The organism is Streptomyces sp. NPDC002698, from assembly GCF_042888945.1.
Taxonomy (GTDB): domain Bacteria; phylum Actinomycetota; class Actinomycetes; order Streptomycetales; family Streptomycetaceae; genus Streptomyces.
In genome coordinates, this window is the sequence record NZ_JBIAQM010000003.1 from 38,845 (window position 1) to 61,788 (window position 22,944).

Here is a 22,944-nt window from a genome sequence, read left to right on the forward strand (position 1 = left end):
ATGAAACTCACCGTGGTCGGCGGAGGGTCGACCTACACCCCCGAACTCATCGACGGCTTCGCCCGGCTCAGGGACACCCTGCCCGTCGAGGAACTGGTCCTCGTCGACCCGGCCGCCGAACGCCTGGAGCTGGTGGGCGGCCTGGCCCGCCGGATCTTCGCCAGGCAGGGCCACCCGGGCCGGATCGTCACCACCTCCGACCTGGACGCGGGGGTCGAGGGCGCCGACGCCGTGCTCCTCCAGCTGCGCGTCGGCGGCCAGGCGGCCCGCGAACAGGACGAGACCTGGCCGCTGGAGTGCGGCTGCGTCGGGCAGGAGACGACCGGCGCGGGCGGCCTGGCCAAGGCGCTGCGCACGGTTCCGGTGGTCCTGGACATCGCCGAGCGGGTCCGCCGCGCCAACCCCGACGCGTGGATCATCGACTTCACCAACCCGGTGGGCATCGTGACGCGCGCCCTGCTCCAGGCGGGCCACAAGGCCGTCGGCCTGTGCAACGTGGCGATCGGCTTCCAGCGGAAGTTCGCCGGACTGCTGGGGGTCTCCCCCACCGATGTGCATCTCGACCATGTGGGCCTCAACCACCTCACCTGGGAGACCGGTGTGCGCCTGGGCGGCCCCGCGGGCGAGAACGTCCTGCCCCGGCTGCTCGCCGAGCACGGCGACACCGTCGCCGCGGACCTGCGTCTGCCCCTCTCCCTGGTCGAGCGCCTCGGCGTGGTCCCCTCGTACTACCTGCGCTACTTCTACGCGCACGACGAGGTCGTGCGGGAACTGCGCACCAAGCCCTCCCGCGCCGCCGAAGTGGCGGAGATGGAGCGGCAACTGCTCACCATGTACGGCGACCCGTCGCTCGACGAGAAGCCGGAGCTGCTGGCGAAGCGGGGCGGCGCGTACTACTCCGAGGCGGCCGTCGACCTCGCCGCCGCGCTGCTCGGCGGGGGCGGCAGCCCCTACCAGGTGGTGAACACGTACAACCGGGGAACCCTGCCGTTCCTGCCGGACGACGCGGTGATCGAGGTGCAGGCCGCGGTCGGCGCCAAGGGGCCCGCCCCGCTGCCGGTGCCGGCCGTCGACCCGCTCTACGCGGGACTCATGGCGAACGTGACCGCGTACGAGGATCTCGCCCTGGACGCCGCCCTGCGCGGCGGGCGCGACCGGGTCTTCCGGGCGCTGCTCGCCCACCCCCTGGTCGGCCAGTACGTCCTGGCCGACACCCTGACCGACCAGCTGATCGCGCACAACCGGGAGCACCTCGCGTGGGCATGACGTCGACGGAAACCGGTGCCGGGACGGCCGCCGGGTCCGGACCCGCGGGCCTCGTGCTGGCCATCGACGCGGGGAACAGCAAGACCGACGTCGCCGTGGTGACCGCGGACGGCACGGTGGCGGGCACCGCGCGCGGGGGCGGGTTCCGGCCCCCCGCCGTCGGCGTCGAGACGGCGGTGGACGCCGTCGCCGACGCCGTGCGACGGGCCTTCGACGAGGCGGGCGTCACCTCGGTCGCCCATGTCTCCGCCTGCCTCGCCAACGCCGATCTGCCGGTGGAGGAGGAGCGGTTGGCAACCGCGCTGCACGCGCGCGCGTGGGGCACCGGGGTGGAGGTGCGCAACGACACCTTCGCGATCCTGCGGGCCGGGATCGCCGAACCGCGCGGTGTCGCCGTGGTCTGCGGGGCCGGCATCAACTGCGTCGGCATGCGGCCGGACGGCCGCACCGCCCGTTTCCCCGCCATCGGCCGCATCTCCGGTGACTGGGGCGGCGGCTGGGGTCTGGCGGAGGAGGCCCTGTGGCACGCGGCGCGGGCCGAGGACGGCCGCGGCGGGGACACCGCCCTGGCCCGCACCCTGCCCGCGCACTTCGGCCTGGACTCCATGTACGCCCTCATCGAGGCGCTGCACCTGGAGCACATCCCGAACGCGCGGCGCCACGAGCTGACCCCGGTCCTGTTCGCCACGGCGGCGGACGGCGACCCGGTGGCCCGCGCGCTCGTCGACCGGCTCGCGGACGAGGTGGCCGCGATGGCGACGGTGGCCCTGACACGCCTCGGACTGCTCGCCGAGGAGACCCCGGTCCTCCTCGGCGGCAGCATCCTCGCCGCCCGCCATCCCCTGCTCGACGACCGCGTCCACGAGGTCCTGGCCGTCCGCGCCCCCAAGGCGGTCCCCCGGATAATCACCGCCCCGCCGGTCCTGGGCGCGGCACTCCTGGGCCTGGACCACGTACGGGCCGCGGGCGAGATCCACGCGCGCGTGCGGGCGTTCTACGAACGGGACTGAGGAGGCTCGCGGGGCCCGGGCGCCGGGGACGGCGCCCGGGGCTCGGGCACCGACCGTGACCTGGCGCGGAGGGGCGGGAACCAAACCGATCCGGAACACGTGTTCATGAGAAGGGGGGTGGCACGGGGGAATCGTGCTGCGCCGTGATCCGAACAAGATCCAGGCAAGGCCTGTGCGGATGCCGGTACGGGCGGCGATACTTGCCGCCGTGCACGTACACCGGCCGGCCGCGGCCACCGTGTTCCGCGGTGAGCGCGACCGGGCGGATGACCATGGGGGAGGTCGACAGTGACACACCCGCCGAAGGGCAGCGCGGCGCCACCGGGGCAGGGCACGCCCACGATGCCGGCCGTGCCGGCACAGTCCGGACCTCCCCGGCCGCCGGACGGATCCCCCGTGCCCCAGAGCGGGTTCGGGGCCCCGCGGAACGCTCCCCCGGCTCCCGGCGCGGCACCGCGGCGCACGGCGTGGGCCGAGGGTGCGGACCGGCTGCGCGCCGCGGCGACGACGGAGCCGGGGCGGCTGAGGATCATCGGCGCCGTCCTCGCCCTGCTGGTCGTCGCGTTCGGCGCGGTCACCGCCTGGCAGATGACGGAGCGTTCGGCCGCCGCGGACAACGTGCTGCACAGCAGCCAGCCGCTGAGCGCGAGCGCCGCCGACATCTACCGCTCGCTCGCCGACGCCAACACCACCGCCTCCAGCGGCTTCCTGGCGGGCGGTCAGGAGACACAGGACACCCGCGACCGGTACGAGCGTGACATCAGGACGGCGGCCGCGAAGCTGATCACCGCGGCCAACAGCTCCGAGCCGGGCTCGTCCTCGGCCAGGACCATCTCCCAGCTCAACGAACTGCTGCCCGAGTACAAGGGCCTGATCGAGCGGGCCCGCGCCAACAACCGGCAGGGCTACCCGCTGGGCGGCGCGTATCTGCGGTACGCGAACGAGAAGATGCAGCACGAGATGCTCCCGAAGGCCAAGCAGCTCTACGACCGGGAGAACCAGCGGCTGAGCGCCGACTACGCCGACGCCAAGCCCTACCCGTGGGCGGCGATCGCCCTCGGACTCGTCGCGCTCGGCGCCCTGGCTTGGGCCCAGCGGCGCAACTACCGCCGTACGAACCGGGTGTTGAACCAGGGCATGGCCTCCGCCACCGCGGCGTCCGTTGTCGTGCTGCTGTGGCTCGTCGTCGGGCACAGCGTCGCCCGAGCCGGGCTGAGCGAGTCCTACGACCACGGGGTCCGTTCCCTGAACGTGCTGCACCAGGCCCAGATCGCGTCCCTGAAGGCCCGCGGCAACGAGAACCTCACCCTGGTCAGCCGGGGCGCCGAGACCAAGACCCTGGCCGACAAGACGTCCGTGGACCTGTACGACTACGACTTCGGACAGGACATGAAGGCGCTCACCCGGCGCCTCGCGGAGGCGGCGGACCTCGCGGACGACCGGTCGGGCACGGAGCCCGTACAGACCGCGACGTCCAACATGGAGGAATGGAAGCGGCGCCACGGGGACGCCCGCGAGGCCGACAACCTCGGCAAGTACCAGCTCGCCCTGGACCGGGTGATCGGCACTGCCGACAAGAAGCCCACGGGCCAGTGCTTCGACGGCGTCGACCAGAACCTGGGGATCGCGCTGACGCACGAGGAGAGCGAGTTCCAGCGGGCGGCGAGCGACGGACTGGGCGCCATGACCGGGCTCCCGGCCGGTGCGGCCGTCCTCGCGGTGCTGGCCGCGGCGGGCGCGGTGCTCGGCATCGGACGCAGGCTTTCGGAGTACCGGTGAGAGGGGGAGCGGTGATGACCGCACGGCACCTGAGGGCACGCCTGAAGGGCTGGGGCGGCGTGGGCGCGATGGCCGTGGCCTGCGTGATGGCCCTGGTCCTCGCCCTGACGCTCCCGCTCGGCGACGTGCGCGGGAACGGAAGCACCGGCATCGGCGGGCAGGGCATCGCCCGGGGTGCCCAGGCCAGGGCCGCCGAGTGCACCGACCCGCAGAACCGGAGCCTCGCCCCGTCGGGCGCGGACGGGGCGACGATCGAGGCCATCAAGAACCGCAAGGACCGGCGGCTGATCGTCGGCGTCGACCAGAACAGCTACCACTGGGGCTACCGCGATCCGAACAACCCGAAGGCCGGCAGCGAGCTGGAGGGTTTCGACATCGACCTGGTCCACGCGATCGCCAAGGACATCCTGGGGGACGAGAACGCCGTCCAGTTCCGGGCCATCCCGACCAGCCAGCGCATCCCCGCGATCCAGGACGACAAGGTCGACATGGTGGTGCGCACCATGACGATCACCTGCGACCGTCTCCAGCACGTCGCGTTCTCCGCGCCCTATTTCAAGACCGGCCAGCAAGTGCTGGCCCCGACGAAGTCCGACATCAAGGGGTACGACGAGACCCTCGCCAAGAAGAGGATCTGCTCGGCGAAGACCTCCACCGCGTACCAACGGCTCACGGCGGACCGGGCCGCGAAGAAGCTCGTCTCCTCGGCCGTCATCACCGCTCCCGCGCCCAACCAGCTCGACTGCCTGGTGCGCCTCCAACTGGGCGAGGCCGACGCGGTGGTGACCGACGGCGCGCTCGCCGCGAGCCAGGCCGCCCAGGACCCCACGGTGGAACTCAAGGGCGGCATCTTCACCACCGAGTACTACGGCGTGGCGATGAAGCTGGGATCCGACGACCTGGTACGCCGGGTCAACCGGGTCCTCGCGGACTATCGCGAGAGCGGCTGGCGCCGGTCGTACGACAAGTGGCTCGCTCCGACCCTCGGAGCCCACTCCCCCTCGGAGGATCCGCCCCCCGCCTATTACAAACAACCGGCCTGATACGACTGGAGAGTTACCCGGGCGCACACCCAGCGCGCGGGGACCGCACGAGAACGAGAGGTGATCGATGGGCGTCACGGGACCCCCCGGGCCGGTGATGGACCGGGACGAGGCGGACCGTGCGCTGGCGCGCCTCGGCGCGGAGCACGAGGCCATCGAGACCTCGCTCCTCGCCCTTCAGGACCACGCGGGCCGCAGACTCCTGGAAGGCGCCGAACTCACCGGCTCGACCAAGGAGCGCTGGGCGGTCGCGGAGGCGTCGATCACCTTGCTGTGGGCGTACTTCGACGCCTACACGGACGCGCTGCGCTCCGCGCGCGAGATCCGCTCCCGCAGACGCTGGTCCAGCCGTGAGGATCTGGTCGAGCTGACCGAGCTGCTGCGCGGTTCGGGCATCACGGTCGCCGGTTCGGCCACGGCCACCGCGAACGCGCCGACCCTGGCCGGCACGGGCAAGCTCAGCGAGCGGTTCTCGCTGGCCGCCCTGGTGGACCGGATGAACGAGCTGTACGCGGCCTCGCTCGACATGGTCGTGACCGCGGACGCCGTGTGGTCCGCGCTGCCCGCCCGGATAGATTTACTGGCCGCGGAGCTCCAGCGCACCCGCGCGCTCGCGCACTCCGTGGGTGTGCGTCCCGGGGAGCACCCCTCGGGCGACGACCTGGAGCGGATCACCCGGACCCTGACCGCCCTGCGCGAGCGTGTGGTCTCCGACCCGCTCGGCTTCTGGGTTCCCGCGCAGGGGAGTTCGGCCCCGGGCGGCGGCCGCCCGGACACCACGGTGTACGACCGGGAGGCGCGCGCCCTGGAGGAGGTGCGCCGGGAGATCGACGCGGTGCTCACCGTGCGGCAGGACGCGGAGGCGCGGCTGGTGAAGCTGCGGGACGTGCTCAGCCGCGCGGACCGGACGCTCGCCGAGGCGCGCAGTGCCCGCGGCGAGGTCCTCGCGAAGATCGCCGCGTCCGAGGTGCCGGCCGTCAGCGGTCCGCCGACGGCGTTGCAGGAGCAGCTGGCGACGGCCGCGGAGTACCGCAGGCACGCGCAGTGGCACCGCCTCTCGCCGCTCCTGGAGGCGCTGGAGGAGAAGGCAGAGGACGAACTCCTGCGCGCCCGCGAGTCGTTGACGGCTGTCACCCAGCCGCTGGCGGTCCGTGCGGAGCTGCGCGGCCGCCTCGACGCGTACAAGGCGAAGGTCGCCCGGCACGGCTTCGCCGAGGACCCGTTCCTGGTGGAGCGCTACGACGCGGCCCGGCGCATGCTGTGGAGCGCCCCCTGTGACCTGCGGGTGGCGGAGGAGGCGGTGCTGCGCTATCAGCGGGCGGCGGCCGAGCTGCTGAGCCCGCAGGTGCCCGAGCGGAGCGGGCCAGAGGACCGTGCGGACCGGAGGGGGCCCGACGCGTGAGCGTTGAAGGGGATGCGGTGTGAGCGAGCAGCCGGTGAGTGAGCGGAACGAGTGCGGTCGGCCCGGTTGCGAGGGGTCGTACGAGGACATGGGAGGCGGCGAGCTGTACTGCGACACGTGCGGCCTCGCCCCCGCCGTGCCGGCGCCGGGACCTGGTGCGGGCGAACAGCCGGCGGGTGAGCCGCTCACGTGCGACCGGCCCGGTTGCGAGGGGTCGTACGAGGACATGGGAGGCGGCGAGCTGTACTGCGACACCTGCGGCCTCGCCCCGGCCGTGCCGGCGCCGGGGTCCTCCCGGTCCGGGAGCGGCCCGCGAGCCGGTGCCGGTGCGGCGGGTCCGGCGTCGTCCGGCGCCCTCGGGGGCGGCCGCGGTTCGCGTGGCTCCGACAGCGTCGGCGTGCGCGGCGGCTCACCCTCCAGTTCGCGTACGTCGTCGCGTACGTCGTCACGCTCCTCGCAGTCGCGGCGCTCGGTCTCCGGCCGCCTGTCGCGGTCGCTGTCGGGCCGGTCGACGGGCCGTTCGGTGTCGGTGCGCAGCTCCGGCTCGGCGGCGTCCTCCTCCGGGCGGGGCCGCCTCGGCGCCGGGCTCGTGGAGGTCCCCGGGGTGCCGCGGCCCGACCCGCGCGGAATGGTCCTGGAGAACCCGGAGGTGCCCGAGCGCAAACGGTTCTGTTCGCGCTCCGACTGCGGTGCGCCGGTGGGGCGTTCGCGCGGCGAGGCGCCCGGCCGCACCGAGGGGTTCTGCACCAAGTGCGGCCACCCGTACTCGTTCGTGCCGAAGCTGCGCACCGGTGACATCGTGCACGGCCAGTACGAGGTGATGGGCTGTCTGGCGCACGGCGGGCTCGGCTGGGTGTACCTCGCCGTCGACCGCGCGGTGTCCGACCGGTGGGTGGTCCTGAAGGGTCTGCTCGACACGGGCGACCAGGACGCGATGGCGGCCGCGATCTCCGAGCGGCGCTTCCTCGCGGAGATCGAGCACGCCAACATCGTGCGGATCTACAACTTCGTCGAGCACCTCGACCAGCGGACGGGTTCGCTGGACGGGTACATCGTCATGGAGTACGTGGGCGGCAAGTCGCTCAAGGAGCTGGCCAACGGGCGCCGCACGGCGGACGGCAAGCGCGATCCGCTCCCGGTGGAGCAGGCCTGCGCGTACGGCATCGAGGCCCTGGAGGCCCTCGGCCACCTGCACAGCCGCAACCTGCTGTACTGCGACTTCAAGGTCGACAACGCGATCCAGACCGAGGACCAGCTCAAGCTGATCGACATGGGCGCGGTGCGCAGGATGGACGACGACGAGTCCGCCATCTACGGCACCGTGGGCTACCAGGCCCCCGAGGTGGCCGAGGTGGGCCCCTCGGTCGCCTCCGACCTCTACACGGTCGCCCGGACGCTCGCCGTCCTCGCCTTCGACTTCCAGGGCTACACGAACGTCTTCGTGGACTCCCTGCCCGACCCGGACAACATCGAGGTCTTCCGTCAGTACGAGTCGTTCTACCGGCTTCTCGTCCGGGCCACCGACCCCGACCCGGCCCGCCGTTTCGCCTCGGCGCAGGAGATGTCCGAGCAGCTGACGGGCGTGCTGCGCGAGGTGGTCTCGCTCCAGACGGGGCGGGCCCGGCCGGCGCTGTCGACCCTGTTCGGGCCGGAGACCAGGGTCACCGACACCGAGCTGTTCGGGAAGGCCGCCGAGGACGTGTCGCGGCTGGGGGCCCGCGTGGTCCCCGTACGGGCGAGGAAGGGCGCGGCCGCGCTGCCCTCGGGGACGAACGGGACCGGGCCGCTGCCGCCCGGTCCGCCGTCCTCCGCCGCCCTGGTCAGGCCCGTCGCGGCGGCGGCCACCGCGCTCGCCCTGCCCGTGCCGCGGGTGGACCCGGGCGACCCGAACGCCGGTTTCCTCGCGGGGCTCATCGCGTCCGCGCCCGCGGAGCTGATCGCCGCGCTGCGGGCGGCGCCGGCCGCTTCCCCGGAGCTGCGGCTGCGGGAGCTGCGGGCCCGCCTGGAGATGGGCGAATCGAGCGAGGCCGGCTCGGCCGTCGACGCGCTGGAGGCCGATCACCCGGACGACTGGCGGGTGGTCTGGTACCGGGGCGTCACGGCGCTGGCGACCGGCGAGAACGAGATCGCGGCGCTGTCCTTCGACGCGGTCTACGACGCCTTCCCCGGTGAGCCCGCGCCCAAGCTGGCCCTCGGCGTGTGCGCGGAGGTGCTCGGCCAGCTCGACAACGCCGCCGAGTACTACCGGCTGGTGTGGACGACCGACCCCAGCTATGTGAGCGCGGCGTTCGGGCTGGCCAGGGTGCAGCTCGCGGCGGGGGACCGCCGTGGTGCCGTACGTACCCTGGAATCCGTGCCGGAGTCGTCGATCCACTACACGGCGGCCCGGGTCGCCGCCGTACGGGCGCGGCTGCGGCAGCGGCCGGTCACGGAGACGGCGGCGCCGCTCCTGGACGATCTGACGGCGGCGGCCGGGCAGGTGGAGGCGCTCGACGGCTTCGGTCTGGACGCGGTGCGGCGCGAGCAGTTGTCGACGGAGGTCCTCGGCTGCGCGCTGGACTGGGTACTCTCCGGTAGCCAGGGTTCCGCTCCGGCTTCCGGACGCGGAACCGCGCTGCTCGGCAGCGAGTTGGACGAACGTGGCCTCCGTTTCGGCCTCGAACGTTCGTACCGGACGCTGGCCCGGCTCGCGCGGGGCGGCGAGGAAAGGATCGACCTGGTGGAACGCGCAAACCGTTACCGCCCCCGGACGTGGGTGTGATTGATGTCCCAGATGCCCCAGCCGACGGCCCTTTCGCGGTGCCCCAGTTGCGAGGAGCCGCTGGACGCGGCCGACCGTTTCTGCGGTGCCTGCGGCTATGACCTGTCGACGGTCTCCGCACCGCCGCGGGATCACCCCACGATCGCCATGAACGGCACGTCCGCCGGCCCTGCGCCGGCCGCCCCGTCCATGGACTGGCCCCTGGCACACGAGGCCGGCGGCACGGACACGCCGGCGCCGGTCCACCGCGCCGCCGACATCCCGGGCACCGATTCGGGTGGTTCCGAACTGCCGCATCCGGAGCACCCCGAACCCCCCGAGAACTCCGAGCACTCCGAGCACCCCGAGGGGGATCCGGCGGCCGTCCGTCCGGCCGGAGCCAAGCGGCCCGCCGGGCAGCCCTCGGGCGTACGGTTCGACAGGCCGTCGGAGCCGGACGAGTACCCGCTCGCCCCTCCGGCCGACGGCCCGGAACGCGAGGTGCCCGCCGATCCCCGCACCGGCGACCTCCCGGTTCCCCCCGCGGGCGCCAAGCTGTGTGTGGCCTGCCGTTCGGGCCAGGTGGACACCGACGGCTACTGCGAGCACTGCGGACACGCGCAGCCACGGGAACGGGACCACATGGAACAGGAGTTGGGCGCGGTCGCCGCGGTCAGCGACCGGGGCCTGCGCCACCACCGCAACGAGGACGCGTTCGCGATCTCCTCGACCGCGCTGCCCGACGGCTCCCCCGTGGTCGTCGCGATCGTCTGCGACGGGGTCTCCTCCGCGACCCGCCCCGACGAGGCCTCGCTCGCCGCCTCCCACGCGGCGAACGAGTCGCTCCTCGCGGCCCTTCCGCTGGGCACGCATCCGCAGCAGGCCATGCACGAGGCGATCGTCGCCGCCTCGGAGGCCGTCAACGCGCTGGCCGACCCGTCCACCGCGCAGGGCGAGCACGCACCGCACGTGAACGCGCCCGCCTGCACCATCGTCGGCGCCCTCGTGACGTCCTCCCTGCTGATCGTCGGCTGGGTCGGCGACAGCCGGGTCTACTGGGTTCCCGTCGACCGCTCCTCACTGCCGGCCCGGCTCACCGAGGACGACTCGTGGGCCGCGCAGATGGTCGCCGCGGGCCTGATGAACGAGGCGGAGGCGTACGCCGACGAGCGCGCCCACGCGATCACCGGCTGGCTCGGCGCCGACGCCTACGAACTGGAGCCGCACACCGTCTCGTTCAAGCCGGACCGGCCGGGTGTGGTCGTGGTGTGCACCGACGGACTGTGGAACTACGCGGAGACGGCGGAGGAGATGGCCGAGGCCGTTCCCCTCGACGCCGCCGAGAGGCCGCTGCAGAGCGCCCGGGTTCTGGTCGGCCACGCCCTGGACGGCGGGGGCCACGACAACGTAACAGTGGCCGTCCTGCCGTTCCCCGCCCCCTCCCAGGGGGCAGGATCGGCCTGAGGCCGCGAACGAACGGGGGCGGCCGCGGACCGGAGGGGACCGGTCCGCACACAGTCAGCACCTCCGCCGGGGGCGGAGGCCCGAGGGGGACGAATAGGCATGGCCAATTTCTCGAAGTCGAACGTGCCGCAGTTCTCGGTCGACGTGTACCAGAACGAGTACCTGCCGGAGGGCGGTCGCGAGGTCAACGCGATCGTCACGGTGAGCGCGACCGGCGGCGGCACCATCGGAAGCGCGGTCACCTCGCCGCACCTGTACACACCGGGCCAGGGACCGGACGCCGCCGTGGCGATCATGGTCGACTGTTCGGGCTCGATGGACTACCCGCCGGCCAAGATGCGCAACGCCCGCGACGCGACGGCCGCCGCGATCGACACCCTGCGCGACGGGGTCCACTTCGCGGTGGTCGGCGGCACACACGTCGCCAAGGAGGTCTACCCGGGCAACGGGCGGCTCGCCGTGGCGGACGACTCCACCCGCGACCAGGCCAAGCAGGCGCTGCGCAAGCTGAGCGCGGGCGGCGGTACGGCGATCGGCACCTGGCTGCGGCTCGCCGACCGGCTGCTGTCCTCCGCGGAGGTGTCGATCCGGCACGGCATCCTGCTCACCGACGGCCGCAACGAACACGAGTCGCCCGAGGACCTGCGGGCCGCGCTGGACTCCTGTGCCGGACGCTTCACCTGCGACGCGCGGGGAGTCGGCACCGACTGGGAGGTCAAGGAGGTCACCGGGATCGCCTCGGCGCTGCTCGGCACCGCCGACATCGTCGCCGACCCCGCCGCCCTCGCCGCCGACTTCACGCACATGATGGAGACGGCCATGGGCAAGGAGGTCGCCGACGTGGCCCTGCGGGTGTGGACGCCGGTCGGCACCGAGATCAAGTTCGTCAAGCAAGTGGCGCCCACGGTCGGGGACCTGACGGACCGGCGCACCGAGGCCGGACCCCGCGCGGGCGACTACCCGACGGGCTCCTGGGGCGACGAGTCCCGCGACTACCACGTGTGCGTCCAGGTCCCGACGGCCGGGATCGGTCAGGAGATGCTGGCCGCCCGGGTCTCGCTGGTGATCCCGCAGAGCGACGGCAGCGTGCAGAACCTCGGCGCGCAGGGGCTCGTACGGGCCGTGTGGACCGACGACATGACCGCCTCGACCTCCATCAATCCGCAGGTCGCGCACTACACCGGTCAGGCCGAACTGGCACAGGTCATCCAACAAGGTCTGGATCTTCGCAAAGCGGGAGATGTCGACGGAGCAACGGCCAAGCTGGGACGGGCCGTCCAACTCGCCGGAGCCTCCGGAAACGCCGATACCGCGAAACTCCTCGCGAAGGTGGTGGACGTGGTCGACGTCGCGGCAGGTACTGTGCGATTGAAAGCACGTGTCGCGGAGGCCGACGAGATGACCCTCGAGACACGGTCCACAAAGACTGTTCGTGTAAAGAAGTAGCGAGCCCGGGTCCCGCGGGGATCCGGAGAAACCCGGTCATCACGACCGGAAAAGGAAGGGGGAAGCGCCGACATGCCGACCTGCCCGAACGGACACCAGTCGGGTTCCGACGATTGGTGCGAGGTCTGCGGTCACCGCATGGCCGGTACCGTGCCCCCGCTCCCTCCACCGCCGCCGCCCGGCGCCGGTTACGGATACCCGGCGCCCGGTTCGCCGCCGCCGGCCCCCGGCGGCCGGTCCGGCGTGCCGGACGCCAACGCCGAGTTCTGCCCGCAGTGCCGTACGCCCCGTGAGGGCGCGGCGCCGTTCTGCGAGGAGTGCCGGTGGAACTTCCTGACCAACACCGCCACCTCGTACACACCGGCGGCACCGCGTCCGCCGGCCGGCGGTCCGGGCGCTCCCGGCGGGCAGTCGCCGTACGGCGCTCCCGGCGGTCCCGGCGGCCAGAATCCGGCGCCGCGGTTCCCGCAGCCCGGGCCGGGACAGCAGGGCGGTCCGGGTGCCGGTGGCCCCGGTCACGACCCGTTCGAGTACCAGAGCTCGCGGCCCTCGCAGGTGAACCGGCCCGCCGAACCGATTCCGCCGGGCCCGGGTGCCCAGCCGTACGGCGGACCCCAGGGCTTCGGCGACCCCTCGCGCCAGGCGGCGCCGTCCGCGCCCGGCGGCCCCGGTGCTCCGCAGCAGGCCTACACCCAGCAGCCCTCCCCGCCGCCCTTCACCCAGGGCGGACCGCCTCGGCAGGGCGGCCCGGGGCCCGGCGGCCCGGCCTTCGGCGGCGGTGAGGACGACTGGGTGATCCCCCCGCCGTCGTCGGGTACGCCCGGCGGTCAGGGCGGCCCGAACAACCCGGGCCAGGCGAGCGGCTACGGCTACCAGCAGCCCGGCGCCACCCAGGCTCCGCCCGGTCCCGGCTACCAGCAGCAACAGCAACAGCAACAGTCGCTGTCCTGGAGCGCGACCATCGCACCGGACCGCGAGTACTTCATGGCGATGATGCAGCGCTCCGGCCCCGAGGCCGCGGGCCTGAACCTGCCCGCGTACTCGCCGGAGCTTCAGCGTCCGCTCCTCGGCAACCAGATCACCATCGGCCGCCGCCGGCACTCCACCGGCGAATCCCCGGACATCGACCTGTCGGTGCCCCCGGAGGACCCGGGTGTCTCGCACCAGCACGCGGTCCTGGTCCAGCAGCCCGACAGCACCTGGGCGGTCGTCGACCAGAACTCGACGAACGGGACCACGGTCAACGGCGGCGAGGAGCCCATCCAGCCGTTCGTGCCGGTGCCGCTCCAGGACGGCGACCGGGTGCACGTGGGCGCCTGGACGACGATCACGATCCGGCGCGGCTGAGCACCGTCCTGCCGGGCCCGGCACCGTGGCCCGGCAGGTGTCTCCCGTGCGGGAGGCGCCCGCCGAGCGCCTCCCGGACGCCCGGGAGCCCGAGCGCGCGGCTCAGGGCAGCGGCCAGGTGTACGGCCCCTCGGGGTCGTCCAGCCACGCCCGGGCGCCCTCCTCGCCGACCGTGACCCCGTACCGCTCGCGCTGCGGCTGCCCCTCGCTCTCCCACAGCGTGTAGGCCTCCTGCGGGTCCAGGCGGCCCGCCGTCAGGGCGAGCAGGAAACGGAACAGATCGTGGCCGCGGGCCCGGTTCGGCACCCCGTCGGTCCGGGTCGGCTCCGGTCCGGGCCGGGTGGCACCGCGCAGCGGCACGAAGAAGGCGGACGTGTGCAGGAAGCGTCCCTCGGCGTGACCGGGGTCCCGGACCTCCAGCGCGATCAGACCGGTGGCCAGCGGCGCGAGGACGCGGGCTCCGGGACCGCACTGGGCCAGCCAGGGGCGCGGGATCGTGGTCAGCGTGCAGGTGGCGATGATCCGGTCGAAGGGGGCGCGCTCGGGGACCCCGCGCGCTCCGTCACCGGTGACGACGGTCGGGTGGTACCCGGCGATGTCCAGATGCCGGCGAGCGGCCTCCGTGATCTCCACGTCGAGGTCGACCGTGGTCACCAGGCCGTCGCCGAGACGGTACGCGAGCAGGGCCGCGTTGTAGCCGGTCCCCGCGCCGATCTCCAGGACCGTGTCCCCGTCCCGTACCTCCAGCTCGGCCAGCATCTTGGCCATCAGCGACGGCTGGCTGCTGGAGGAGACCAGCTCCCCGTCCCGTACCCGGGTGGCCAGCGGCGCGTCCGCGTACGCGCCGCGCAGCCAGCGGTCCCGGGCCGGCGGGTCCGGGTCCTCGCCCCACAGACGCTCGTAGCCGCCGATCACGCCGAGGTAGTAGTACGGCACGAACAGGTGGCGCGGGACGGCCTCGAAGGCCTCCCGCCAGACGGGATCGCTCCGCCAGGCCCCGCTCCGCTCGATCACGCGCACCAGGGACGCCCGCGCCGCGTCGGCGAGGTCATCGGGGCCGGGACCGGTTTCGAGAGCGTGCGCGCCCATACCTCCACTGTGCTGCCGAACGGGCCACGAGGCGAGCGCCGACCCGTCCGGCCCGGAACCACTGCGTCCGCTCTGCGGGTATGGACCTAAGCCTTGAGTCCTCGGTCGCGCCGTCTGAGAACATGGGGGCGTGAAAGAGATTCGGCGCGGCACGCTTCAGGAGCAGACCTTCTACGAGCAGGTCGGCGGCGAGGAGACCTTCCGGCGCCTCGTACACCGTTTCTACGAGGGTGTCGCCGGGGATCCGCTGCTGAAGCCCATGTATCCCGAGGAGGACCTGGGCCCGGCCGAGGAGCGCCTCACGCTGTTCCTGATCCAGTACTGGGGCGGCCCGACGACGTACAGCGAGAACCGCGGCCACCCCCGGCTGCGGATGCGGCACGCCCCGTTCGAGGTCGACCAGGCGGCGCACGACGCCTGGCTGAAGCACATGCGGGTGGCCGTCGACGAGCTCGGCCTCTCCGAGGAGCACGAGCACACGCTGTGGAACTACCTGACGTACGCGGCCGCGTCGATGGTGAACACGGCGGGCTGACCGCCGGCTCCGGCGCCTGACACCGCGCGCCGCGGGGCCGGACTGCGGCGCCCGGGGGTCAGTGAACGCTGACGCCCAGCGAGCCGAGTCCCGTCCGGCGGACGGCGATCGAGCCGAACGGCGTCCGCAGGCGCAGCCACGCACCGGACGAGTACAGCGCCAACGTGCTGCCGCCCGAGGGGACCTGTCCCCCGGCGGAGGCGGGCGCGGGCGGCACGGGCCGCAGGAATCCCAGGGCCTGCGCGGCGTGCGCGGCCCGCACGGGAAGTCCGGTGTCACCGATCGGCCGGGACCATATCTCCCGCCCGACCCGGTCGAGTTCGGCACGGGTGCGCAGCTCGGGGGCCAACTCCTCGGTGCGCGACCGGAACTCGGCCACCGCCTCGGCGACCTTCGCCCGCACGGCGTCCGGTCCCGGCAGGCCCGGTTCCACCCGCCAGCCGCCGCGCGGCGGCAGGACCCCGGCCCACGGGGGCCCGGTGACGGCGGCCGGGACACCGACGGTGGCCGCCGACTCCTCGACGGACTCGAGGAGTTCACCGGCGGAGACGGTCACGTCCAGGCTGACGTCGAGCCCGTTCTCGTACGGCTTGGCGAGCCGTGCCGTCCGGATCGCGAGGACCTCGAACGACGGCGGCCGGCCGAAGACCGCGAGCGTGGTGCCGTGCGCCTTCAGGCGCACGGCGGCCGCGCGGTCGTAGTGGACGAGCCGGGAGAGGAAGGCGGCGAGATCCGCCGCCTCCCCCGCGTCGGCGAGGTGCAGGACGGTCATGCCGCGACGGCCTCGTCCTCGTCGTCGCGGTACGACTCCAGGAAGTCGCGTTCCTCGGCCGTGATCCGGCGAGGGCGCTGGTGCTCGAAGTCGAACGGCACGATCACCGTCGAGGCCGTGACGTAGACCTGATCGGGGTCCTTGACCTCGTAGGTGATCGTGAAGGACGCAGCGCGGATCTGCGTCACCCAGAGCTCGATGTCCACCGGCGCGTGCCGGTGGACCAGCTGCCGCTTGTAGTCGATCTCATGGCGCGCCACCACGGACCCCTGCTTGAAGTCCTTCTCCGGGCGGAACAGGAAGTCGATACGGGCTTCTTCCAGGTAGCGGAGGAACACCACGTTGTTGACGTGGCCGTACGCGTCCATGTCCGCCCAGCGCAGCGGGCAGCGGTAGATGTGCCGCAAGATCGATCAGCCCCGGGTCAGCTTCTTGTAAGTGGCGCGGTGCGGGCGCGCGGCGTCGGCACCGAGCCGCTCGATCTTGTTCTTCTCGTACGACTCGAAGTTGCCCTCGAACCAGAACCACTTGGACTCACCCTCGTACGCGAGGATGTGCGTCGCGACCCGGTCCAGGAACCAGCGGTCGTGGGAGACGACCACGGCCGCACCCGGGAACTCCAGCAGCGCGTTCTCCAGCGAGGAGAGCGTCTCGACGTCGAGGTCGTTGGTGGGCTCGTCGAGGAGCAGCAGGTTGCCGCCCTGCTTGAGGGTCAGCGCGAGGTTGAGGCGGTTGCGCTCACCACCGGAGAGGACACCGGCCGGCTTCTGCTGGTCGGGGCCCTTGAAGCCGAACGCGGAGACGTAGGCGCGGGAGGGCATCTCGACCTGGCCGACGTTGATGTAGTCGAGCTCGTCGGAGACGACGGCCCACAGCGTCTTCTTCGGGTCGATGTTCTCGCGGCTCTGGTCGACGTACGAGATCTTGACGGTCTCGCCGACCTTGATCGTGCCGGAGTCCGGGGTCTCCAGACCCTGGATCATCTTGAAGAGCGTGGTCTTGCCGGCGCCGTTCGGGCCGATGACGCCGACGATGCCGTTGCGCGGCAGCGTGAAGCTGAGGTCGTCGATGAGGACCTTGTCGCCGAAGGCCTTGGAGAGGTTGTTGACCTCGACGACGATGGAGCCCAGGCGCGGGCCCGGCGGGATCTGGATCTCCTCGAAGTCCAGCTTCCGCATCTTGTCGGCCTCGGCCGCCATCTCCTCGTAGCGCGACAGACGCGCCTTGGACTTGGCCTGACGCCCCTTGGCGTTGGACCGCACCCACTCCAGCTCTTCCTTGAGCCGCTTGGCGCGCTTGGCGTCCTTCTGGCCCTCGACCTTGAGGCGGGAGGCCTTGTTGTCGAGGTACGTGGAGTAGTTGCCCTCGTACGGAATGGCGCGGCCGCGGTCGAGCTCCAGGATCCACTGGGCGACGTTGTCGAGGAAGTACCGGTCGTGGGTGACGGCTACGACGGTGCCGGGGTACTTCGCGAGGTGCTGCTCCAGCCACTGCACGGACTCGGCGTCCAGGTGGTTGGTGGGCTCGTCGAGGAGCAGCAGGTCGGGGGCTTCGAGCAGCAGCTTGCACAGGGCGACGCGGCGGCGCTCACCACCGGAGAGGTTGGTGACGGGCCAGTCGCCGGGCGGGCAGCCCAGGGCGTCCATGGCCTGCTCCAGCTGGGTGTCCAGGTCCCACGCGTTGGCGTGGTCCAGGTCGTCCTGGAGCTTGCCCATCTCCTCCATGAGCGCGTCCGAGTAGTCGGTCGCCATCAGCTCGGCGACCTCGTTGAACCGGTTCAGCTTGCCCATGATCTCGGCGGCGCCGTCCTGGACGTTCTGCAGAACGGTCTTGGACTCGTCGAGCGGGGGCTCCTGGAGCAGCATGCCCACGCTGTAGCCGGGCGACAGGAACGCGTCACCGTTGGAGGGCTGCTCGAGGCCCGCCATGATCTTGAGAACGGTGGACTTACCGGCGCCGTTGGGACCGACCACACCGATCTTCGCACCCGGCAGGAAGCTCAAGGTGACGTCGTCGAGGATCACCTTGTCGCCGTGCGCCTTGCGCGTCTTGCGCATGGTGTAAATGAACTCAGCCAAGAGAAACCGTCCGGACGCTTGAAATCGGCAGTGGGCAGATACACCCCATCTTGCCTGACGGCTACCCCTTGAAGGAAACCCGTTCGGCCACGGGGGCGTGACCTGGCCTTTCCCCGTCCTCGCTCGTAGCTGGTCTGTCACTGGTTGTCGCCGTAGGTCACTGCCGAGCGCCCTCGCACGGCCCAGGGCGGCACCGGTCCGACCCTCCCGGCGATGTCAGTGCCGGTGGCTATGGTCCGACGATCATCGGGGCGAGTCATCGGGGAGGGGCCATGGGAGCCAAGACGGGACTGCTCATCTATGCCGACGGCGAGGTGCCGGGCCTGCTGCGACGGGTGAAGGCGGCGGACCTGCCGCGGACGTCCGAAACGATGCGGCGCCTTTACCCGGGCTCGGAGATCGAACAGCTCGGCGGCTCACCGCTGGCCTACTGCTTGTACCCCCCGAAAGGCGCCGCGTACGCCGCGAGCTGGCCGGGCGTGGAGATCGTCTGCGACCAACGGGTGATGGTCGACTTCCCGTCCCGGCTTCCCGAACACCTCATCGCGGCGAGCACAGGCCGCAAGCTCGTCCTGCACGCCATGCACAGCATCGTCGACTGGTTCGCGTTCGCCGTGTGGGAGGACGGGCGCCTGGTCCGCTCCCTGAGTCTGTCGCCGGACTGCGGCATCATCGAGAACATCGGCGAACCGCTCCCCTTCGAACTGCCCTACTGGGCCGGGGACCGTCCCGTGGACATCGTCCCCTGGCCGGACGAGGACGAAGAGCCTCGCCCGCTGCCCTTTCACCCGCTGGACCTGGGCGCAGAGGCCCTGCGCGCGCTCTGCGGCTTCGTCCGGGAGGACCGCCCCGAACCTGACGACTTCGACGCATACGACATCGACCTCCACGGCTTCTTCGTGTGGGACCCCCACGGACCCGACCCTGCGGGGGAAAAAGCGAAGCTGCGGAGGATCAGGGAAACCATGAGGTCGTTGTATTCCTACCGGCTGGGCCCCGACGGATCGCTGATCAAGTCCGATGTCCCGTAACGCACGACCTGGTCACCCCGAAGCCGAGGGCTGAAGGCCCGCGCTTCCACGTTCACATCGGTCGACCTGAGCCCTTCCACGCCATTGGACTGGTGGGCGCGGACTCCCTCGAATCGCCGACATCCGCCTTGTAAGGGCGGACGTGGTCGGCGGCGGAGTTCCCCAGGTCATTCCGGCTGTAGCGGCAGCCCGGGGGAACGGTGCATCTCGACTGTGACGAGCCGTTGTTGACCGCGGTTGACCGCACGATGTGGCACGGCTGTGGCACGCGGCTTGCCGGACCGTAGCTCCAGGGAAGGCTCCCGGGACTGTGGGCGCTCAGCCTTTGCTTACCCTTCACGAAACCAAGGACGATCCAGCGACACGGCAGCTGGGGCGGGCGGAGCTTGCAGTCCTCGGCGGCGACCATCAGGGACGGCCGCCCCGCACCTCCCCAGCGGAGGGGTCAACAGCTCGCCGCGCCGGAGGCATCGACCTGGCCCTGGCCGATCGCGACCAGGGCGCGGTCCAGGACCTCCTGGACCTGGCCGAGGGCCGAGATCGTGGTCACCAGCCCTGGGGCCTGGTAGTGGTCGACGACCGGCGCCGTCTCGCTGCGGTAGACCTCCAGTCGCCTGCGAACAGTTGCCTCGTGGTCGTCATCGCGCTGGTACAGCTCACCGCCGCAGACGTCACAGGCTCCTGCCACTTCAGACGGGCTGTAGTCGACGTGGAAGATGTGTTCGCGGTCCCGACGGCACAGCCATCGTCCAGCGATCCGCCTGACCACCTCGGCCTCGGGAATCTCCAGGTCGAGAACGGCATCCAGCCTCGAATCCGAGTCGGCCAGGATGCCGTCCAGCGCCTCCGCCTGGGCAAGATTGCGGGGGAAGCCGTCCAGCAGGAATCCGCGCTCGGTGTCCGGGCGGGCAAGGCGCTCTTGGATCACCCCGATCGTGACCTCGTCCGGTACCAGACGGCCGGCGCGCACGTGCATGTGGGCGTTCTGCCCGAGCTCGGTTCCCTGGTCGATGTGCTCACGGAACAGGTCACCGGCGGAGATGTGTTGGATCGACAGATGCGCGGCAAGGCGCACTGCTTGCGTGCCCTTGCCGGCTCCGGGCGGCCCGAGCAGGAGGATGCGCATCGATGAGGTGTCCCTTCGTCATGCGTGACCAGGGTCAATCCCAGGATTCGGAGTAGCCGGGCGTCGCGACTGCGTAGACGCCCTTTGTGCATTCCAGCAGATGATAGGCACCTGTGGTCTTTCACCCGGGTGCTCAAGTATCTCAGTGGCGTGCCCCGGGATGCCGGACGGATGGTTAAAGGGTTTCCGTCAGTCGCCACCCGCTACGAGAAACGCGCCTACATCTACCTCGGCACCGCCACCTTCGCAGCCACGATATGGCCCCGGGCATGATCCGAGAAACAGAGATTACAGGCGGTCTCGTAAGCCGGCGGAGGATCCGAGGCCTAGCCGGGGACTTGACTCTGTGGCCGCATCTTTATCAGGTCGATGACGGGGCGCTTCCGGTGCCGGTCCACCCACCCGGTGCCTCGACTGGCTGTCGGCTGACGTTCAGCGTCGACCACGGCCGGTCGCCCTTGTTGGTGTCAGACACTGATGTCAGGAGACTCATCGGGCTTGACTGTCCGCCGCAAGAATGGCCCGGGGATTCGCCGGTCGTAGCGCTGGTGTCCACACTCCAACGGGGTGCCAGACGCATCGAGTACCTGGGATTCCGAGACAACCCTGTCGGGATCACCGTTCTCGAAAAGCCACACGCTCACCAGCTCGGCCGCGACGGTCACCGCGAACTGGACGTTGGAGCCGTCGCTGACCGCGGAGACGGTGACGGCCTCCCCCGGCTCAAGCCAAAAGTCTTCGCCGTACGGTTCGACGAAGAGGCACAACGGGACGCTCCCCGCATTCTCAACCGGCAGACCTTCGTGCACTGGATCACCCCACTCTGAACCCTAGAGGCCAGTCGCCCACGCTCTGGCCGGCACTTGCGAACGGCGCCCCTTCCATCTCCGTCCGCCACCGCTCAAGGTCCGGCCTCCCTGCCCCTCGATGCGAACTATGGGCACAACGGTCACTGAGGTCTGCTCGGCTGGTCACACGGTCGCATGTGGCTGCTGACGGTTGACTCGGGTCGCGACGGTTGCTGTACCTCGCTGCTGTACGGCAGAAGGACTCTGCTTGGATCGGCCCATGATTTCTGTCGGCACCCCGGACGAGACGCAAGAGAAAGCAGAGCTTGCGGTCTGGTTCGGCGGAGCGTCCTTGGCGTTCTGGTTCTGCTGCCCGTTCTGGATACTGGTCAGCTTCGTCGCGCTGCCTCTGGCGCTCGTCGGCCTGGTGCGGGCCTTTGTCGAGTACCGCGCATCAAAGTCGGGGCGAGCGAACAGCACGCGAGCTGTAGTGGGTGGCGTGCTGTCCCTCTTGGGGGCGACAGCGGCGATCGCCTACATGATCTTTCTGGCCACCCACCCTGATCTTCCAGTCCAGGGGTAGCCGCCTCATTGGTGGCCCGTTTGACGAGGGTCAGGCGGACGAATAGACCCACCGCTTTAGGAGCAAGGTGGGCGATCACAGATGCGACCTGGGAATCCCTGCCTTGGGCAGCGTCGAGCGGTATGCGCCCCGGCGAACCCCGATTCCCCGTGAGTCCCCGTCCGTTCTGGCACGGAGCGGCACGCCCTGGGGCCACCCCTCGCCGCTCGATGATCAGTAGTCGAACCTCGGTGTCCTGACATGTCCGAGGGCGATGAGCCCCGCTCCGATGACCGCGACAGTCACGGACGAGAACACGCAAGCCACGAGCAACAGCACACCGGCCCCCCAGACCCTCGGCTGCGCGACGTAGCGTTGTAGCCGTCGGCCGGGAACTCGTCCGAGTACCAGCGCGCGCATGCCAACCACCGTACCCACGAGCTGAAGCCACACCGCTACGCCCCAGAGAACAAATGCCGCTCCCACGCTCCACCCCCTTGCGAAGCCGCCCTCTGCCGGCGGGCAGCAGTGTGACACAGAGACGGGACGCTGACTGCGTGAGGTCGGCGCCCGTGACTCCCCGCCGTTTTCCGACAGAACGGGCACGGGAGGGGCACGGCTACGCTCCCGGCATGACTGATATAACGCCGACCGATCCTGAGAGCGAGCAGGCGGCCGGGCGGGTACCTCTGTGGCTCGACCCCGCTGACATTCGATGGATCTCCCGCCATTGCTGCTGCCCGCCCGATGCTTCGCAGGAAGAGCGGGACCGCTGTGGCCGTATCCGCTTCCGGGCCAGCAATGCGCTCTACAAGCACGGTCACGGACGCTGACAACGTCAGGTCGGTGGAGCGGCTTTGGGCGGGAGTTGCCATGGGGCGAGTGATCATGGCCCCGTAAGCTTCCGGCGCGTCGGGCAGTCTGTGGACCTGCCCGGTAAAGCACGACGTTGGGGCCATGATCTGCGAGGCTCGCCCCATGGTGGCTGCTTCCTAATGTCGTGTGTCAAGCGTCAGGCCAGGTGTGCAGCTGGTGGAGCGGGAGCGTATTTCCGCTGGTCGCGCAGGAGAGCCCAGAGGACGTTGACGCGTCGGCGGGCGAGGGCCAGGACCGCCTGGGTGTGGCGTTTTCCCTCGGTGCGCTTGCGGTCGTAGAAGCGGCGGGAGTCGTCGCAGGTGCGGATGCTGACCAGCGCGGAGGTGTAGAAGACGCGTTGAAGGCCCCGGTGGTAGCGGCGAGGCCGGTGCAGGTTGCCGCGGATGCGCCCGGAATCGCGGGGTGCAGGTGCGAGGCGGCAAAGCCCGCCAGGCGGTCCGCTGTTTCGAAAGCGGCGATGTCTCCGCCGGTGGCCACCCGGTCTCGGACCCGCCAGTCCGGATCCTTGATCAGCTCGGCCAGGATCTCCGACGGCGCCGTCCTGTTATGTGCGGCCCAGAAACGCATGTCGGGATGCTTGCGCACCAGGT

Annotated in this window: 18 protein-coding genes and 1 pseudogene; 12 read left to right on the top strand and 7 right to left on the bottom strand. The window is 71.2% G+C overall.

Annotation, left to right across the window (positions count from 1 at the left end; genetic code table 11):
• From ACFYW9_RS04955 to ACFYW9_RS04995, 9 genes are all read left to right on the top strand, one after another.
• Complete coding sequence (locus ACFYW9_RS04955) at positions 1–1,266, top strand: 6-phospho-beta-glucosidase (protein ID WP_389144918.1); 1,266 nt, start codon at positions 1–3, stop codon at positions 1,264–1,266.
• Positions 1,263–2,276: an N-acetylglucosamine kinase gene (locus ACFYW9_RS04960; protein WP_389144921.1), complete on the top strand. Its 1,014-nt coding sequence runs from the start codon at positions 1,263–1,265 to the stop codon at positions 2,274–2,276. The genes ACFYW9_RS04955 and ACFYW9_RS04960 overlap by 4 nt, the downstream gene beginning before the upstream one ends.
• 342 nt (positions 2,277–2,618) lie before the next feature.
• Positions 2,619–4,055 (top strand): hypothetical protein, encoded by a 1,437-nt coding sequence (locus ACFYW9_RS04965; protein ID WP_389145749.1) that lies wholly within the window; start codon positions 2,619–2,621, stop codon positions 4,053–4,055.
• Positions 4,056–4,069: 14 nt separating this feature from the next.
• Positions 4,070–5,098 (top strand): glutamate ABC transporter substrate-binding protein, encoded by a 1,029-nt coding sequence (locus ACFYW9_RS04970; RefSeq protein ID WP_389144924.1) that lies wholly within the window; start codon positions 4,070–4,072, stop codon positions 5,096–5,098.
• 67 nt (positions 5,099–5,165) lie between these two features.
• Entirely contained in the window at positions 5,166–6,500 is a 1,335-nt protein-coding gene (locus ACFYW9_RS04975; RefSeq protein WP_328669164.1) for a hypothetical protein, read from the top strand.
• An 88-nt stretch (positions 6,501–6,588) separates the two neighbouring features.
• Complete coding sequence (locus tag ACFYW9_RS04980) at positions 6,589–9,261, top strand: tetratricopeptide repeat protein (RefSeq protein WP_389145752.1); 2,673 nt, start codon at positions 6,589–6,591, stop codon at positions 9,259–9,261.
• A gap of 3 nt (positions 9,262–9,264) precedes the next feature.
• Positions 9,265–10,704 carry a protein phosphatase 2C domain-containing protein gene (locus ACFYW9_RS04985; RefSeq protein ID WP_389144928.1) on the top strand — a complete coding sequence of 480 codons (1,440 nt, stop codon included), beginning with the start codon at positions 9,265–9,267 and terminating at the stop codon, positions 10,702–10,704.
• A gap of 99 nt (positions 10,705–10,803) precedes the next feature.
• A complete protein-coding gene (locus ACFYW9_RS04990; protein WP_389144931.1) occupies positions 10,804–12,150 on the top strand; it encodes a VWA domain-containing protein in 1,347 nt (448 codons plus the stop codon).
• 72 nt (positions 12,151–12,222) lie between these two features.
• A complete protein-coding gene (locus ACFYW9_RS04995; protein WP_389144934.1) occupies positions 12,223–13,497 on the top strand; it encodes an FHA domain-containing protein in 1,275 nt (424 codons plus the stop codon).
• A 102-nt stretch (positions 13,498–13,599) separates the two neighbouring features.
• Here the strand turns inward: ACFYW9_RS04995 and ACFYW9_RS05000 are convergent, their stop codons facing one another.
• On the bottom strand, positions 13,600–14,586 hold the full coding sequence (locus ACFYW9_RS05000) for a methyltransferase domain-containing protein (RefSeq protein WP_389144937.1): 987 nt from the start codon (positions 14,584–14,586) through the stop codon (positions 13,600–13,602).
• 130 nt (positions 14,587–14,716) lie between these two features.
• Between ACFYW9_RS05000 and ACFYW9_RS05005 the strand changes: the two genes are divergently transcribed.
• Positions 14,717–15,121 carry a globin gene (locus ACFYW9_RS05005; RefSeq protein WP_329299710.1) on the top strand — a complete coding sequence of 135 codons (405 nt, stop codon included), beginning with the start codon at positions 14,717–14,719 and terminating at the stop codon, positions 15,119–15,121.
• 58 nt (positions 15,122–15,179) lie between these two features.
• Here the strand turns inward: ACFYW9_RS05005 and ACFYW9_RS05010 are convergent, their stop codons facing one another.
• From ACFYW9_RS05010 to ettA, 3 genes are read right to left on the bottom strand one after another with little or no spacing between them, the layout of a single operon-like run.
• The gene (locus ACFYW9_RS05010; RefSeq protein ID WP_389144942.1) at positions 15,180–15,893 is read right to left on the bottom strand and encodes a hypothetical protein; all 714 of its coding nucleotides are present in this window, start codon (positions 15,891–15,893) and stop codon (positions 15,180–15,182) included.
• Entirely contained in the window at positions 15,890–16,300 is a 411-nt protein-coding gene (locus tag ACFYW9_RS05015) for a thioesterase family protein (RefSeq protein WP_328452358.1), read from the bottom strand. The genes ACFYW9_RS05010 and ACFYW9_RS05015 overlap by 4 nt, the downstream gene beginning before the upstream one ends.
• Positions 16,301–16,306: 6 nt before the next feature.
• A complete protein-coding gene (gene ettA / locus ACFYW9_RS05020) occupies positions 16,307–17,971 on the bottom strand; it encodes an energy-dependent translational throttle protein EttA (RefSeq protein ID WP_351862919.1) in 1,665 nt (554 codons plus the stop codon).
• A gap of 272 nt (positions 17,972–18,243) precedes the next feature.
• Here ettA and ACFYW9_RS05025 point away from each other — a divergent pair, with 272 nt between their 5' ends.
• Positions 18,244–19,002, top strand: a complete 759-nt coding sequence (locus ACFYW9_RS05025) for a DUF6928 family protein (RefSeq protein ID WP_389144947.1) — start codon at positions 18,244–18,246, stop codon at positions 19,000–19,002.
• A gap of 445 nt (positions 19,003–19,447) precedes the next feature.
• Here ACFYW9_RS05025 and ACFYW9_RS05030 read toward each other — a convergent pair whose 3' ends face one another.
• Positions 19,448–20,128, bottom strand: coding sequence for an adenylate kinase (locus ACFYW9_RS05030; RefSeq protein WP_389144950.1), 681 nt, complete (start codon positions 20,126–20,128; stop codon positions 19,448–19,450).
• Positions 20,129–20,595: 467 nt separating this feature from the next.
• Positions 20,596–20,937: a hypothetical protein gene (locus ACFYW9_RS05035; RefSeq protein ID WP_389144953.1), complete on the bottom strand. Its 342-nt coding sequence runs from the start codon at positions 20,935–20,937 to the stop codon at positions 20,596–20,598.
• Positions 20,938–21,196: 259 nt separating this feature from the next.
• Here ACFYW9_RS05035 and ACFYW9_RS05040 point away from each other — a divergent pair, with 259 nt between their 5' ends.
• Positions 21,197–21,499, top strand: a complete 303-nt coding sequence (locus tag ACFYW9_RS05040) for a hypothetical protein (protein WP_389144956.1) — start codon at positions 21,197–21,199, stop codon at positions 21,497–21,499.
• Between the two features lie 991 nt (positions 21,500–22,490).
• Here ACFYW9_RS05040 and ACFYW9_RS05045 read toward each other — a convergent pair.
• A pseudogene (locus ACFYW9_RS05045) lies at positions 22,491–22,831 on the bottom strand (transposase); the annotation flags it as partial.
• Positions 22,832–22,944 lie beyond the last annotated feature (113 nt).

Coding starts and splice junctions, on each gene's coding strand:
- ACFYW9_RS04995 (WP_389144934.1), top strand. CDS start 12,223: ATGCCGACCTGCCCGAACGGACACCAGTCGGGTTCCGACGATTGGTGC.
- ACFYW9_RS04955 (WP_389144918.1), top strand. CDS start 1: ATGAAACTCACCGTGGTCGGCGGAGGGTCGACCTACACCCCCGAACTC.
- ACFYW9_RS04970 (WP_389144924.1), top strand. CDS start 4,070: ATGACCGCACGGCACCTGAGGGCACGCCTGAAGGGCTGGGGCGGCGTG.
- ACFYW9_RS05010 (WP_389144942.1), bottom strand. CDS start 15,893: ATGACCGTCCTGCACCTCGCCGACGCGGGGGAGGCGGCGGATCTCGCC.
- ACFYW9_RS04980 (WP_389145752.1), top strand. CDS start 6,589: ATGGGAGGCGGCGAGCTGTACTGCGACACGTGCGGCCTCGCCCCCGCC.
- ACFYW9_RS05030 (WP_389144950.1), bottom strand. CDS start 20,128: ATGCGCATCCTCCTGCTCGGGCCGCCCGGAGCCGGCAAGGGCACGCAA.
- ACFYW9_RS04975 (WP_328669164.1), top strand. CDS start 5,166: ATGGGCGTCACGGGACCCCCCGGGCCGGTGATGGACCGGGACGAGGCG.
- ACFYW9_RS04985 (WP_389144928.1), top strand. CDS start 9,265: ATGTCCCAGATGCCCCAGCCGACGGCCCTTTCGCGGTGCCCCAGTTGC.
- ACFYW9_RS05040 (WP_389144956.1), top strand. CDS start 21,197: ATGATTTCTGTCGGCACCCCGGACGAGACGCAAGAGAAAGCAGAGCTT.
- ACFYW9_RS05000 (WP_389144937.1), bottom strand. CDS start 14,586: ATGGGCGCGCACGCTCTCGAAACCGGTCCCGGCCCCGATGACCTCGCC.
- ACFYW9_RS04965 (WP_389145749.1), top strand. CDS start 2,619: ATGCCGGCCGTGCCGGCACAGTCCGGACCTCCCCGGCCGCCGGACGGA.
- ACFYW9_RS04960 (WP_389144921.1), top strand. CDS start 1,263: ATGACGTCGACGGAAACCGGTGCCGGGACGGCCGCCGGGTCCGGACCC.
- ACFYW9_RS05025 (WP_389144947.1), top strand. CDS start 18,244: ATGGGAGCCAAGACGGGACTGCTCATCTATGCCGACGGCGAGGTGCCG.
- ACFYW9_RS04990 (WP_389144931.1), top strand. CDS start 10,804: ATGGCCAATTTCTCGAAGTCGAACGTGCCGCAGTTCTCGGTCGACGTG.